This window comes from Pseudomonas sp. KB_15 (genome assembly GCF_052114525.1).
Classification (GTDB): domain Bacteria; phylum Pseudomonadota; class Gammaproteobacteria; order Pseudomonadales; family Pseudomonadaceae; genus Aquipseudomonas.
Map to the genome: position 1 here is coordinate 54,995 of NZ_JBFREX010000008.1, position 14,024 is coordinate 69,018.

The window sequence follows — 14,024 nt, forward strand, 5'->3', positions numbered from 1 at the left end:
TTCTCACAAGGCTAGATCCTCAGGTGTGAATGTCATCTTGAATGAACGATACGGAGCGAAATCACTCGGCTTCATTCCCTGCATTTCTGTCAAACGTCCAATATTCTTCACCGCGGCAACAGCCGATGCGTCATACGGACCGTCGCCACTGGACCTGGCCACGCTGACCGAGGTCACCGTACCGTCCGGCAACATGCCGATTTGCAACACGACCGTCATGCCTTTGCGTGCCGAAGGTGGACGAGCCCAGCCTTCCGCTGCACGAGCACGAATCAGATCATCGAAACTGCCGGCGACTTCGTCACCCTGCTCATCGGCCAAGGCCTGCTGACGCTGCGGCGTATCGGAAAGCAAATCTGCCAGGGCCTGGGCCTTTTTGTCTTCGGCGGATTTACGTGCCGCGTCCTGCGATTTCTTCTTCGCAGCATCGGCAGCAGCTTTCTTCTTCGCTTCCTCGGCGACTTTCTTCTTCGCCTCTTCAGCCTCGGCTTTCTTCTTGGCGTCTTCCGCGGCTTTCTTCTTCGCGTCTTCGACGATCTTTTTCTTGGCTTCTTCAGCGGCCGCTTTCTTGGCCTCTTCTTCAGCAGCCTTCTTGGCTTCTTCTTCGGCTTTCTTCTTGGCTATATCAGCCAATTGTTTCTCTTCTGCCTTCTTGGCTTCCGCGGTTTTCTTCGCATCGTCGGCTTTCTTGGCTTCATCAGCCTTTTTCGCCTCGTCCGCTTTCTTCGCCTCGTCCGCTTTCTTCGCCTCGTCGGCCTTCTTGGCTTCTTCGGCCTTTTGAGCCGCCTCTTCTTTCTTTTGTTCCGCAGCCTTCACCGCTTCCTGCTCGACCTTTTTCTGTTCCATCTGTTCGACTTCGGTCTGACGCGCAGCAGATTTCTGCGCTTCACCGGCAATCTTCTGATTGGTCTGGGTGGTCGCCCGACTTTTCGATTTCAGCTGGTACAAGGTCGCCTGGACAATCGGCTTGGCCGGCGGCAGTTCCGGGGTAAAGGCAAAACTGACGAACAGCATGCCGAACACCAGCACGTGCAAGCCAATCGCCCAGACACTAGGCCAGAAGTAGCTTTCCGAGGCGGACGGCTCTCGCTGTTGCTGCATCAGGGCGCCTCGGTAATCAAGCCAACATTACCGACCCCGGCTTTCTGCAACCCGCCCATGGCCCCCATGACGGAACCGTAATCGACAGATTTGTCGCCGCGAATGAAGACCTGGGTACGCTTGCCGCCTTCGTTGCCGACGCGAATGATCTTGGTCACCGCGTCAGTCATCTGCGGCAGGGTCATGGCCCGGTCTTGCTGCTTGTCTGTGTCGACTTCGCTGCCAAGGTTCCAGTAGTAGGTCTTGTCGGATTTGATGGAAATGGTCAGGACCTGGGTGTTGTTGTCCTGCGGCAAGGCTTCGCTGGAAACCTTGGGCAGATCAACTTTCACGCCCTGATTGAGCATCGGCGCGGTCACCATGAAGATGACCAGCAGCACCAACATCACGTCGATGTAAGGCACTACGTTCATCTCGGCGACCGGCTTGCGCTTTTTGCGAGCTCGAGCGATTAAAGCCATTGGAAATTACCTGCTTATTCTTCGCTGGTGTGCACTTTGCGGTGCAGGATCGCCTGGAACTCATCGGCGAAGGTGTAGTAGCGGCCCAGCAGGGTTTCGCTGCGAGCAGCAAAACGGTTGTAAGCGATAACGGCTGGAATGGCAGCGAACAGACCGATCGCCGTGGCGATCAGTGCTTCGGCGATACCTGGCGCCACAGTGGCCAGGGTCGCTTGCTGGGCGGTTGCCAGACCACGGAAGGAGTTCATGATGCCCCAGACGGTGCCGAACAGACCGATGTACGGGCTGACGGAACCGACGGTGGCCAGGAAGGGCAGGCTCTGCTCGAGCTTTTCTTCTTCGCGGGAAATGGCAACGCGCATGGCACGGGCCACACCTTCCATGACCGCTTCCGGGTCAACGCCTGGCTGCTGGCGCAGACGGGAGAATTCCTTGAATCCGGCACGGAAGATTTGCTCGACGCCCGAATCCGGGTCCGGGTTGCTGCCGGCCTGACGGTAGAGTTTGGACAGGTCGATTCCCGACCAGAAGCGCTCTTCAAAGCTCTCCAGGGCACGTCGACCGGCGCGCAGCAGGTTGCTGCGCTGAAAGATCATGATCCACGAGGTCACCGATGCGGCTACCAGGGTCAGCATTACCAGTTGCACCACGATACTGGCATTGCTGACCAGGCTCCACATGGAGGAATGGTCGACGACGTTAGCTTCCACGCTTTATCTCCTGCTTTGAGTGTGTACCCGCGCCGCTCACGTCGGCAAAGGCCGCTCGTAGAGCTTCGGGAATGGCCCGGGGTTTCAAACTTTCAGTGCGCACACAGGCCACCAGAAACTGCCCTTCGCAGAGCAGCACATTATCCGTCGCCCGCCTGACCTGCTGTTTAAAGCGCAGGCTGGCACGGTTCAATTCGATTACTTCAGCGCTTACCAGCAGCTCGTCATCCAGTCGCGCCGGCGCGTGGTAGCGCGCTTCGCTGGAATGCACGACGAACAACAGGTCCTCCCCTGCCAGCTGCGATTGGGCAAAGCCCAGATCTCGTAGCCGCTCGGTTCGAGCCCGTTCCATAAACTTGAGGTAATTGACGTAATACACGATGCCGCCCGCATCGGTGTCCTCGTAATAAACGCGACAACGATGTGCGAAAGGCTCAAGCCCGTTTTGCGCGCGCATACTCTAGTGCTTACTCCTCAGGTTGCCAATCCGGCCAGGCAACTGTTTTTCATTGTTCTGCGGCTTTCTTGCGAAAGTACGGTCCTGGGACCCTACATTGCCCGAAAAAATCAGCACGCAATGTTAATTAATCGTCACTGGCATCGAGGAACTCGTCTACCACGGGCATTTCGCCCAATCGTGACGGGATGTTTAAACCGAAATGCAGGTAGGCATGTCGCGTCACCACTCGCCCCCGTGGCGTGCGCATGATGTAGCCCTGCTGGATCAGATAAGGCTCCAGCACGTCTTCAATGGTGTGACGTTCTTCGCTGATGGCAGCGGCCAGGCTGTCGACCCCGACTGGCCCGCCGTCGAACTTCTCGATCATGGTCAGCAACAGGCGCCGGTCCTGATGATCGAAGCCACGCTCGTCGACGTCCAGCAGGTTCAGCGCCAGGTCGGCAATCGGCTTGGTGATATGCCCCTTGGCGCGAACTTCGGCGAAATCACGCACCCGGCGCAACAGTCGGTTGGCAATTCGTGGCGTGCCACGGGCACGGCGGGCGATTTCAAAGGCGCCTTCCGGATCCAGCGGTAAACCAAGGATGCTCGCCGAACGACCGACGATGGTCGCAAGGTCGGCGTTGTTATAGAACTCAAGACGCTGAACGATGCCGAAACGGTCACGTAACGGGTTGGTCAGCATCCCCGCCCGCGTCGTTGCGCCGACCAGGGTGAACGGCGGCAGATCCAGCTTGATCGAGCGCGCGGCCGGCCCCTCGCCGATCATGATGTCGAGCTGGAAGTCCTCCATGGCCGGGTACAGCACTTCTTCAACGATGGGCGACAGGCGATGGATTTCGTCGATAAACAGCACATCGTGAGGCTCAAGGTTGGTCAACAGCGCCGCGAGGTCACCGGGTCGCTCCAGCACCGGCCCCGAGGTACTTTTGATCGACACCCCCATTTCCTGGGCGATGATGTTGGCGAGGGTGGTCTTGCCCAGGCCGGGCGGCCCGAAGATCAGCGTGTGATCCAGGGACTCGTTACGACCACGGGCAGCCTGAATGAACAATTCCATCTGCTCGCGAACGGTCGGCTGGCCAATGTATTCGGCCAGGCTGACCGGGCGAATCGCCCGGTCCTGGACTTCTTCGCGCTCACGCGGGCTGTGCGTGGCAGCGATCAGACGATCAGCTTCAATCACTTAGATCATTCCCTTCAAGGCGCGGCGGATCATGTCTTCACTGCTCAAACCTTTCTCTTTGATTGCAGACACCGCCTTGCTGGCTTCCTGGGGTTTGTAGCCCAGGGAAATCAGGGCGCTGACGGCGTCATTCTCGGCAGTGTTCACCGGGGCGGGTCCATCCGGCTGGTTCGGCACCAGGGCGAACATGGCCGGTACGGTTTCCCAGGCCTTGAAGCGATCCTTGAGTTCCACCAGCAAGCGTTCGGCGGTTTTCTTGCCGACACCCGGGACCTTGGTCAGCGCCGAAGTATCCTGGGACTGCACGCAACGCACCAGTTCGTCGACTTCAAGGCTCGACATCAAGGCCAGCGCCAGTTTCGGACCGACGCCATTGAGGCGGATCAATTCACGAAAAAAGTCCCGCTCACGCTTGCCGACAAAACCATAGAGTAACTGCGCGTCTTCGCGCACCACCAAATGGGTGTGCAAGGTCAGCGGCTCACCGACCGACGGCAAGCGGTAAAGAGTCGTCATGGGCACTTCAAGTTCATAACCCAGACCGTTTACATCCAGAATCAGATGCGGTGGCTGCTTCTCAGCCAGGGTGCCGCGCAAACGTCCAATCACGTTACAAATCCTTGAGCGTTGGCCAGCTCTGGGCCAGCGACTGACAGAGCGAGGAAGTACCGCCGACGACCCAGGCGAAACGCCCCCACTCCATAAAAATGATTGCTGATGCTATCAGAGACGCAGGCGCCCGCCACGACTACGTGCCGCTCCCAGACCATGGGGCAGCAGGCTGGAACGGGTATGAGCATGGCAGATGGCAATGGCCAGGGCATCCGAAGCATCGATTTGCGGTTTGCTGGTCAGCTTTAACATATGCATGACCATCATCTGCACTTGCTCCTTGTTGGCCGCACCGGTGCCGACTACTGCCTGCTTGACCTGCGTCGCCGTGTACTCGGCGATTTCCAGACTCTCTTCCGCCCCCGCCACGATAGCGGCGCCACGGGCCTGCCCCAGTTTCAGGGCGGAGTCGGCGTTACGGGCCATGAACACTTTTTCGATGCCCATGGTGACCGGGCCATAGGTCTGAATGATCTCCCGCACACCGCGATAGACAATCTGCAGGCGCTCATGCAACTCGCCGGCACCGGTGCGAATACAACCGGAGGCGACGTACTCACAACCACGGCCGGTATCACGAACCACACCGTAACCGGTGATGCGTGAACCGGGGTCGATACCAAGGATTAAAGTCATAACGCCTGCGGATTAAGGATGTGCACTGTATTCAATGAAACAAATGTGGGAGCGGGCTTGCTCGCGAAGACGGTTTAGTATTCAGCAACGACGTTGCCTGCAAGTCCGCATTCGCGAGCAAGCCCGCTCCCACATTGGATCTTAGCCGCCTTTAACCGAGCTGCGCGGCCACCGACTCCGGAATTTCCGCGTTGGAATAGACGTTTTGCACGTCATCCAGGTCTTCGAGCATGTCGATCAGCTTGAGGACTTTCTCGGCGCCCTCCAGATCGAGCTCGGCGCTGGTGGTCGGCAACATGACGATTTCCGCGTCGTCACCTTTGAAACCCGCCGCTTCCAGTGCATTACGCACGGAATAGAAACCGGCAAACGAGGTGAACACATCAATGGAACCGTCTTCGTTGGTCACCACGTCATCGGCGTCGGCTTCCATGGCCGCTTCCATCAACGCGTCTTCATCCACGCCGGCAGCGAAGGAAATCTGCCCCTTGCGCTCGAACAGATAGGCCACCGAACCGTCAGTCCCGAGGTTGCCACCGCACTTGCTGAACGCGTGACGAACAGCGGCTGCAGTGCGATTACGGTTGTCGGTCATGCATTCGACCATCACTGCCACACCGCCTGGACCGTAACCTTCATAGGTCAGCTCGACTACGTCGTCCGTATCGGCAGCGCCGGTACCGCGGGCAACAGCACGATCGATGATGTCACGACTCATGTTCGCACCCAGGGCCTTGTCCAGCGCCAGACGCAGACGCGGGTTGGAGCCCGGATCACCGCCACCCTGACGGGCTGCGACGGTCAGCTCGCGAATCCACTTGGTGAAGATCTTGCCTCTCTTGGCATCCTGACGTTCTTTGCGGTGCTTGATGTTCGCCCACTTGGAATGACCTGCCATAACTCGCTCCGAATTCTCTTTGAAACATTGCCCGCCACGCCATGATGCGCCAGCCGGCAAATAAAAATCCCGACCCGTTTTCGATCTTTACAGATAGAAAAAAGGCGCATCCGAAGATGCGCCTTCAGGTCGACCTTACTCAGCCTTAGGCGTTTCGCGCAGACGAATGTGCAACTCGCGCAATGCCTTGGCATCCACCTGGCCCGGTGCCTGAGTCATGACGTCCGCCGCGCTCTGGGTTTTCGGGAAGGCGATCACTTCACGGATCGACTGGGCGCCGGTCATCAGCATCACCAGACGGTCCAGACCGAAGGCCAGACCACCGTGTGGCGGCGCGCCGTACTTCAGGGCGTCGAGCAGGAAGCCGAATTTCTCTTCCTGTTCAGCTTCATTGATACCCAGCAGACGGAACACCGACTGTTGCATCTCTTTGCGGTGGATACGGATCGAACCGCCACCCAGTTCGGTGCCGTTCAACACCATGTCGTAGGCACGGGACAGAGCGCCAGCCGGGTTGGCTTCCAGCTCTTGCGGGGTGCACTTCGGTGCGGTGAACGGGTGGTGCAATGCGGTGAAGCTGCCGTCGTCGTTTTCTTCGAACATCGGGAAGTCGACGACCCACATTGGCGCCCACTTGCAAGTCAGCAGGTCCAGGTCATGGCCCAGTTTGATTCGCAGCGCGCCCAGGGCCTCGCTGACGATCTTGGCTTTGTCGGCACCGAAGAACACGATATCGCCGTCGACCGCACCGACGCGATCGAGGATCACGTTGAGGTTGTCTTCAGGGATGTTCTTCACGATTGGCGACTGCAGGCCTTCAACACCCTTGGCGCGCTCGTTGACCTTGATGTACGCCAGGCCCTTGGCACCGTAGATGCCGACGAACTTGGTGTAGTCGTCGATCTGCTTGCGCGGCATGCTCGCCCCGCCAGGTACGCGCAAGGCAGCGATACGGCATTTCGGATCATTGGCCGGGCCGCTGAACACCTTGAAATCGACTTCCTTGAGCTGATCAGCCACGTCCACCAGTTCCAGCGGGTTACGCAGGTCTGGCTTGTCGGAACCGTAGCGGCGCATGGCTTCTTCGAAGGTCATGTGCGGGAACTCGCCGAATTCCAGGCCCAGCACTTCCTTGAACAGGTTGCGGATCATTTGCTCGGTCAGGCCCATGATCTCTTTTTCATCGAGGAAGCTGGTCTCGATGTCGATCTGGGTGAATTCCGGCTGACGGTCGGCCCGCAGGTCTTCGTCACGGAAGCACTTGGCGATCTGGTAGTAACGGTCGAAGCCGGCCACCATCAGCAGTTGCTTGAACAGCTGCGGCGATTGCGGCAAGGCGAAGAACGAACCGGCGTGAGTACGGCTCGGCACCAGGTAGTCGCGAGCACCTTCCGGGGTGGCACGGGTCAGGATCGGCGTCTCGACGTCGAGGAAGCCGTTCTCGTCCAGGAAGCGACGGATGCTGGTGGTCATGCGCGAGCGCAGACGCAGCTTCTCGGCCATTTCCGGGCGACGCAGGTCGAGGAAGCGATAGCGCAGGCGGGTTTCTTCGCCGACGTCGGAGAACTCGTTCAGCGGGAACGGCGGGGTTTCCGATTCGTTCAGCACTTCGAGTTCATAGCCGAGGACTTCGATCATGCCCGACGCCATGTTGGCGTTGGTCGCACCGGCCGGACGCAGGCGAACCTTGCCGGTGATCTTCACGACGTACTCGCTGCGCACGCGATCGGCAGCAGCGAAGGTTTCCGCGCGGTCCGGATCGAACACGACCTGGGCCAGACCGTCACGATCACGGATATCGAGGAAAATCACCCCACCGTGGTCACGGCGACGGTGGACCCATCCGCAAAGGGTAATTTCCTGGCCGTCCAGGCTTTCGTTCAGTTGGCCGCAATAATGGCTGCGCATCATGGTCGTGTTTTCACTTCTCGTAATTCGAAATTCGGTGGAGATCCTACAGCAGCCCCGTCTTTAAAAAGTCGTCGGGTGATGCAAGAGCTCACGCGTGTGGTTCAACCCGGGGTCCAGACCTTAGTCAGCTTTGTCGCCGCCGGCCAGGTTCTTCTTGGAACCGGTCTTGAAATCGGTTTCGTACCAACCGGTGCCGCTGAGGCGGAAGCCCGGCATGGACAGCAGTTTTTTAAGCTCTGGCGCCTGACAGGCAGGGCAGTCGACCAGCGGTGCATCGCTGATCTTTTGAATGGCTTCCAACTGATGACCACAGGAAGCACATTGATAATCGTACATCGGCATGGAGGTTGTCTCGGCGATCAGATTGCTACCGCACACGCAGGGTTTTGCGGCAAAGAGCGGGATTATATCCATTAAATGCGGCCTGTGCAGCCGTAAGACAGCACAGACCGACACTCTGCCGCTTTCGCTGTCCAGACTAGGTCGTGACGATGCAACCCCCTTCCCTGAGACTGTGCACGACACAGACAACCCGCACCAACCCACTGAAATTCCTTACCCCGCCGTGACGCAAGTGAACTTCGCGATCCACATGAGATAACAGGCTACTGACCGAGCAACAATTGACCCGGGCCATTTCCCCCAAAATTTCCCAATAAACCTGCTCAAGCCGCAAACAGGTGGCGAAGCCATTCAATCGTACGGAGCGGGACAAGGGCTGGGCCAACCCCATATCGAACTCACGAACGAATGGGTCAACCCTTACATCCCTGTGCGAACCGTATCGCCTCTCTTCTTGCCTTTCATAAACCATAACGCTGACACTCCTTTGCCATCCCGGTTTCCTTAAGAGCAACTGTCTGTCGACTTATAAAAACGCAGATACAAAGGTATATCCAGACGACTTTATGACCCTCGGCGTAGGATAAGCCAACAACTGTTGGCAGACCCTGGAGAACGTCCTACTCCGGACATTTTCCCACGCCGCGAAGTGCCCCCCCCTTCAGAGGCACAGTATTAAATGGCGTAGGAAAAAAGAGCGCGAACAACACTTCAAGGCGTCATCCGCGCACGCGAGCGTTACTGATCCAGCAGAGTGCGAAGCATCCACGCCGTTTTTTTCATGCACCTGCATACGCTGGGCAGTAAGTCAGCCGCCTTACCGCAGCTCCGGAACTTCGGGCAACCTGCGGCAAATCGCCCCAAAAGAGCCGCCGGACGCCCTGATTTGAGTAGCCCGCGGCTTTGCTGTTAAATAGACAGCGTGTCGCCAGTGCCTATTTTTCCGGGTACGGCGCATAGGCTGATACCGGGTACGTGTCCAACGCCTCTTTATTGTTTTGAAGCGAACCGTGCGCCATCAGCTCTTCCTTGTGAGCTGTCTTAACGTGAGTTAATCAAAATGTTGAAAATCGTCCATCTACTGATAGGCGCAGCGGCCTTGCTGCTGTCCTTCATCCCGAGCCTGCGGTCCGAGGCTTTACCTTACCTGCAACAACCCGATGCTCTGTACCTGGCCTTTTTCGGCCTGCTCAACCTCACACTTGCACCTGTCATCCCTTACTGGAACAAAGGCCCGCGCCATCAACTGCAAAACCTGGTCAGCGCCCTGCTGGTTCTGGCTGTGGTCCTGCAAACCCTGACGCTGATCGCACCGATGCCTGTCATCGCCGGTCAACCCGCCGTTCTGTTCAGCCTGATCGCCGCCGTGGTTGCTGTTTTTCTGCACCTGGCCATCAGCTTCTACAAGTCATCACCGGTCGCCGCCTCGCCAAGCTACGACATGAGCAACCGCGATACCGGCACCGTCAAGTGGTTCAACACGTCCAAAGGCTTCGGCTTTATTTCCCGCGACTCCGGCGACGATATTTTCGTGCACTTCCGGGCCATTCGTGGCGAAGGCCACCGCGTCCTGGTCGAAGGCCAGCGCGTGGAGTTCTCCGTCATGAATCGTGACAAGGGCCTGCAAGCCGAAGATGTGATCGCCGCACTGCCGCGCCGCTGATTCAAGGCTAAAAAAAACCGCGCACAGCCGAGCTGTTCGCGGTTTTTTTATGCCTGCGCCTTGCTTAATAGTGCGGTGGTGGCGCTTCCTCCTCGAATGACTCGAACTGGCCGACCATTTCCTCCTGCCGCTTGAGCAGTGCAGCCATTTGCAGCTGCAGACGCTCGACCACCCGCTGTTGCGCCACCAGCACATCATTCAATGCCTGGATGGTGTCATCCTGAAACGCCAGGCGACTTTCAAGATCGGTAACGCGCTCTTCCAGGCTCATGGTTCAGCCCTCCAGAAACGTAAAATCATCGGTCAAAATCAGACGCAAACGTTCGCGAATGGCGGCGATCTGCTCCGAACCGTAGGGTTTTGCCGGATGCTTACCCCAAACCGGCGCTGGCCAGGCTGCATCTTCGCGCTTGCGCACAATCACATGCATGTGCAACTGACTGACAACGTTGCCCAGCGCCGCAACATTCAATTTGTCCGCGTCGAACGAGTCCTTGAGCACTTGCGAAAGCGCCGTCGTCTCCAGCCAAAGCTGCTGCTGGTCTGCGACATCCAACTGAAATATCTCACTGATAGCCTCACGACGAGGTACCAGGATGAACCAGGGATAGTTCGAGTCGTTGGACAACAGCAACCGGCAGAGCGGAAAGTCCCCGATCGGTAACGTGTCTTGTTGAAGTCGTGGATCTAAAGCGAACACTGCGCGCACTCCCGCCGGGGCATCATTTTCAGCTTAGCGCCCATCCCGAGGGACAGCGCACCAAGCGACCGGACGGCAGCATACCTGCGAACGGCGCACGCTTCACGACGAACCTTGCACAGAGCCCACGAGCGCCAGCGAAAGGCTGACAGCCCGCCCCCGGATGAGACATTTTTCGTTGTGGCGCACCATTACAGAACCGACAGGCCAGCAAAAAACGCCGAAGTGACTGATTAACAACAAGGAGTTCGCTTCGAACAAGCGGTCGACCTGGATGAATTCAGTATCAGGCTAAAAATTTTTTGCACCAAAACCACACAGTGGGTCTACGCTGAACGCTTCGACATCCGCCATCTACTCACTGGCGGGGTGAACCGGTAACATTTTTGCTTGTCATTCAGTCGACCAGAACGGTACAACATGATGTCAGGCAAGGCGTCAAGCCCAAACTAAAGGTGCTTGAACCCCCGGTTTTATGAGGTTTTTACAGCGTCAGGCGGTTAATGAGAAAAAAACCGCAGCAAAACCCGGTTTTGTGCACGCTTGTTGCATTCATACCCAATATCGCCTGAGTGACACCCGCTGGAAGCGGAGGTCTTGAGGCAAAAAAAACAGTGGCAAGGTAGCCCGATGGAGATTCAAACGTTTCACCAGGACTCTTTTTACCGACGCCAAGGTTCAGAAAACAGCATTAAAGTTGTCAGCCCGGTTGCGTCGGAGCTGGAAATTTGCGACATCTAGCACGCTGTTTGCGACAGGGTCGTAAAGAAGGCGAAAGGTTAGATACGCAAGTATCGCCAACATTGTCGGCGTGATATAAGTTTGCGCCGACACAAAAAGAAAGAGCCGCCCAGATAATAAAACAGGTGGGACGGCAGTACTCTTCTAAAACCAAAGGAGCAAATCACGATGCGCGTGATGAAGTGGAGCATGATCGCACTGGCAGTTGCAGCAGCAGCCAGTACTCAATTGGCTACGGCCGCCCCTTTCGTAAGTGACCAGGCTGAAGCCAAAGGTTTCGTTGAAGACAGCAAACTCGACTTGCTGGTTCGCAACTACTACTACAACCGTAACAAGAAAAACGGCGCAGTCGATGACAAAGACTGGACCCAGGGCATCCAGGGCATGTACAGCTCGGGCTACACCCAAGGTCTGATCGGTGTTGGCGTTGAAGCTTGGGGCCAACTGGCCATTAAGCTGGACGGTTCCGACAAATATGCAGGTTCCGGCAACATGTCCGTGGACTCTGATGGCGAAGTCAACAACAGCCAGGGCAAAGCCGGTGCTGCCGCCAAGTTCCGCATCTCCAAGACCGAGCTGAAAATCGGCGACATGCAGCCAAGCACCTCTCCGGTGTTCGCTGTAGGTGGTTCCCGTATCCTCCACCAAACTGCCAGCGGTATCCAACTGCAGAGCAGCGAAGTTACTGACCTCGACCTCGAAGCCGGTCACTTCTACTCGGCAACCAGCCAGGACCGCAACGCTCGTGACGGCGAACTGTTCGCTACTTACGCTGGCGTGACAGCCAACTCCATCGACTACTTCGGTGGCAAGTACGGCATTACCCCGGACCTGAGCGTATCGCTTTACGGTGCCAAGCTCGAAGACGTCTGGAACCAGTACTACGCCAACGCGAACTACACCCTCGCACTGGGCGGCGATAACTCGATCAACTTCGACGGTAACATCTACAACACCAAGGACACCGGTAACGCTAAAGCAGGCGACATCAGCAACACCGCCTACTCCCTGGCTGCTGCTTACTCGTTCCTGAAAGCACACACCCTGACCCTGGCCTTCCAGAAGGTCAACGGCGATACCCCGTTCGACTACATCGGTGTGGGTGACAACAACCGTGGTGGCGACTCGATTTTCCTCGCCAACTCCATCCAGTACTCTGACTTCAACGCCCCTGGCGAGAAGTCGGTACAAGCCCGTTACGACCTGAAAATGGCCGAGTACGGCGTACCTGGCCTGAGCTTCATGGTTCGTTACGTAAATGGCTGGAACATCGACGGTACCAACACTCCATCGAACAGCACCTACACCGGTCTGTACGGTGCAGACGGCAAACACCACGAAACCAACGTGGAAGCCAAGTACGTCGTTCAATCCGGCCCGGCCAAAGACCTGTCGTTCCGCATCCGTCAAGCATGGCACACCGCCAATGCTGACGAAGGCGAAGGCGATATCTCTGAGTTCCGCCTGATCACCGACTACCCGCTCAACATTCTGTAATTGCAGAAAGTTAGTTCGCGGTAATCAAAAAAAGGCCCATCTTCGGATGGGCCTTTTTCGTTGGTGTGACAACAGTGTGTTTAAACGATCAGATCCATGCAGAACATGCCTGACCGAATAGTCAGGCATTGACCAGAAAACCAATCACTGCGCAGCAGATTCCTGAACCACGCGAATAACCCGCTGTGGAAATGGAATATCGATGCCTGCCTCTCTCAGACGATCACGTGACAGTTCGTTGAACATGAACATCACATCCCAATAATCCGCAGTATTCACCCAGACACGCAGGGAAACAGTGATAGAACTGTCACCCAATGTCGAAATGACTGCCTGAGGTGCCGGGTCAGTCAATACACGCGGATCCTTGGCCAGTTCCAGCAACACTTCACGGGCTTTCTGCAAGTCCGCTTCGTAATCAACGCCTACATCAAACACGACCTTGCGGGTCGGCTGACGATTGGTGTTGGTGATGATGCCGTTCGACAGATTGCCGTTGGGCAAGATGATGGTCTTGTTGTCACCGGTACGCAGTACGGTATGGAAAATCTGGATGCTGTCGACGGTGCCGGCGACACCCTGAGCCTCGATCCAGTCGCCGATACGAAATGGACGGAACAGCAAAATCAGCACACCGCCGGCGAAGTTCGCCAGGCTACCCTGCAAGGCCAGACCAATGGCCAGACCCGCCGCACCGATCGCCGCCACGAACGAGGTGGTTTCCACACCGATCATCGAAGCCACGCTGACGATCAGCAGGATCTTGAGGATGATGTTCGCCAGGCTGCTGATAAAGCCTTGCAGCGCCAGGTCGGCGTTACGCAATGCAATCAGGCCACCGAGCTTTTTCGTGACTTTGTTTATCAGCCACCAGCCGATGGCCAGGGTGATGACCGCCAGCAGTACACGACTGCCGTATTCCATGATCATCGGGATCCAGGTTTGGGAAACCTTGACCAGGTTGTCTACCTCAGCATTTAAGTCCATCTGCTTGCTCCTTTTTTCCGGCTATCCGGCACGCGTAAAAAAAGCGGCAGAAAGATCGAACCGCGACGGGCTCAATCGTTTCTGCCGATGCCTGGGCCTCCGACGTCGCAAATGCCAAG

At 57.1% G+C, this 14,024-nt stretch carries 16 protein-coding genes; 2 read left to right on the plus strand and 14 right to left on the minus strand.

What is annotated here, in order from left to right; all coding sequences use genetic code 11:
• Nucleotides 1–3 precede the first annotated feature (3 nt).
• The 11 genes from tolA to AB4Z35_RS11030 form a co-directional block, all read right to left on the minus strand.
• Nucleotides 4–1,101: a cell envelope integrity protein TolA gene (gene tolA / locus AB4Z35_RS10980; RefSeq protein ID WP_442097030.1), complete on the minus strand. Its 1,098-nt coding sequence runs from the start codon at nucleotides 1,099–1,101 to the stop codon at nucleotides 4–6.
• A complete protein-coding gene (gene tolR / locus AB4Z35_RS10985; protein WP_162130673.1) occupies nucleotides 1,101–1,553 on the minus strand; it encodes a protein TolR in 453 nt (150 codons plus the stop codon). Before tolR ends, tolA begins: the two co-directional genes overlap by 1 nt.
• 23 nt (nucleotides 1,554–1,576) lie before the next feature.
• Nucleotides 1,577–2,272: a protein TolQ gene (tolQ, locus tag AB4Z35_RS10990; protein WP_007995636.1), complete on the minus strand. Its 696-nt coding sequence runs from the start codon at nucleotides 2,270–2,272 to the stop codon at nucleotides 1,577–1,579.
• Nucleotides 2,262–2,729: a tol-pal system-associated acyl-CoA thioesterase gene (ybgC, locus tag AB4Z35_RS10995; RefSeq protein ID WP_007990726.1), complete on the minus strand. Its 468-nt coding sequence runs from the start codon at nucleotides 2,727–2,729 to the stop codon at nucleotides 2,262–2,264. The genes tolQ and ybgC overlap by 11 nt, the downstream gene beginning before the upstream one ends.
• Nucleotides 2,730–2,856: 127 nt before the next feature.
• Complete coding sequence (gene ruvB, locus AB4Z35_RS11000; protein WP_442097031.1) at nucleotides 2,857–3,918, minus strand: Holliday junction branch migration DNA helicase RuvB; 1,062 nt, start codon at nucleotides 3,916–3,918, stop codon at nucleotides 2,857–2,859.
• Nucleotides 3,919–4,527: a Holliday junction branch migration protein RuvA gene (gene ruvA / locus AB4Z35_RS11005; protein WP_007995640.1), complete on the minus strand. Its 609-nt coding sequence runs from the start codon at nucleotides 4,525–4,527 to the stop codon at nucleotides 3,919–3,921.
• A gap of 114 nt (nucleotides 4,528–4,641) precedes the next feature.
• Nucleotides 4,642–5,166: a crossover junction endodeoxyribonuclease RuvC gene (gene ruvC / locus AB4Z35_RS11010; protein ID WP_007990733.1), complete on the minus strand. Its 525-nt coding sequence runs from the start codon at nucleotides 5,164–5,166 to the stop codon at nucleotides 4,642–4,644.
• A gap of 151 nt (nucleotides 5,167–5,317) precedes the next feature.
• On the minus strand, nucleotides 5,318–6,064 hold the full coding sequence (locus tag AB4Z35_RS11015; protein ID WP_007995641.1) for a YebC/PmpR family DNA-binding transcriptional regulator: 747 nt from the start codon (nucleotides 6,062–6,064) through the stop codon (nucleotides 5,318–5,320).
• A 135-nt stretch (nucleotides 6,065–6,199) separates the two neighbouring features.
• Nucleotides 6,200–7,975 carry an aspartate--tRNA ligase gene (gene aspS, locus AB4Z35_RS11020; protein WP_007995642.1) on the minus strand — a complete coding sequence of 592 codons (1,776 nt, stop codon included), beginning with the start codon at nucleotides 7,973–7,975 and terminating at the stop codon, nucleotides 6,200–6,202.
• Nucleotides 7,976–8,095: 120 nt separating this feature from the next.
• On the minus strand, nucleotides 8,096–8,317 hold the full coding sequence (locus tag AB4Z35_RS11025) for an FmdB family zinc ribbon protein (protein ID WP_032829812.1): 222 nt from the start codon (nucleotides 8,315–8,317) through the stop codon (nucleotides 8,096–8,098).
• Between the two features lie 136 nt (nucleotides 8,318–8,453).
• A complete protein-coding gene (locus AB4Z35_RS11030) occupies nucleotides 8,454–8,789 on the minus strand; it encodes a ribbon-helix-helix domain-containing protein (protein ID WP_442097033.1) in 336 nt (111 codons plus the stop codon).
• 588 nt (nucleotides 8,790–9,377) lie between these two features.
• On the opposite strand from AB4Z35_RS11030, the gene AB4Z35_RS11035 reads away from it, so the two are divergent.
• Entirely contained in the window at nucleotides 9,378–9,980 is a 603-nt protein-coding gene (locus tag AB4Z35_RS11035) for a cold-shock protein (protein WP_007995644.1), read from the plus strand.
• Between the two features lie 64 nt (nucleotides 9,981–10,044).
• Here AB4Z35_RS11035 and AB4Z35_RS11040 read toward each other — a convergent pair whose 3' ends face one another.
• Both AB4Z35_RS11040 and AB4Z35_RS11045 read right to left on the minus strand, forming a co-directional pair.
• Entirely contained in the window at nucleotides 10,045–10,251 is a 207-nt protein-coding gene (locus tag AB4Z35_RS11040) for a SlyX family protein (RefSeq protein WP_007977339.1), read from the minus strand.
• Nucleotides 10,252–10,254: 3 nt separating this feature from the next.
• On the minus strand, nucleotides 10,255–10,680 hold the full coding sequence (locus AB4Z35_RS11045) for an HIT domain-containing protein (protein ID WP_007995645.1): 426 nt from the start codon (nucleotides 10,678–10,680) through the stop codon (nucleotides 10,255–10,257).
• A 909-nt stretch (nucleotides 10,681–11,589) separates the two neighbouring features.
• Between AB4Z35_RS11045 and AB4Z35_RS11050 the strand changes: the two genes are divergently transcribed.
• On the plus strand, nucleotides 11,590–12,918 hold the full coding sequence (locus AB4Z35_RS11050) for an OprD family porin (RefSeq protein WP_442097035.1): 1,329 nt from the start codon (nucleotides 11,590–11,592) through the stop codon (nucleotides 12,916–12,918).
• A gap of 144 nt (nucleotides 12,919–13,062) precedes the next feature.
• Here the strand turns inward: AB4Z35_RS11050 and AB4Z35_RS11055 are convergent, their stop codons facing one another.
• On the minus strand, nucleotides 13,063–13,905 hold the full coding sequence (locus tag AB4Z35_RS11055) for a mechanosensitive ion channel family protein (RefSeq protein ID WP_008000743.1): 843 nt from the start codon (nucleotides 13,903–13,905) through the stop codon (nucleotides 13,063–13,065).
• Nucleotides 13,906–14,024 lie beyond the last annotated feature (119 nt).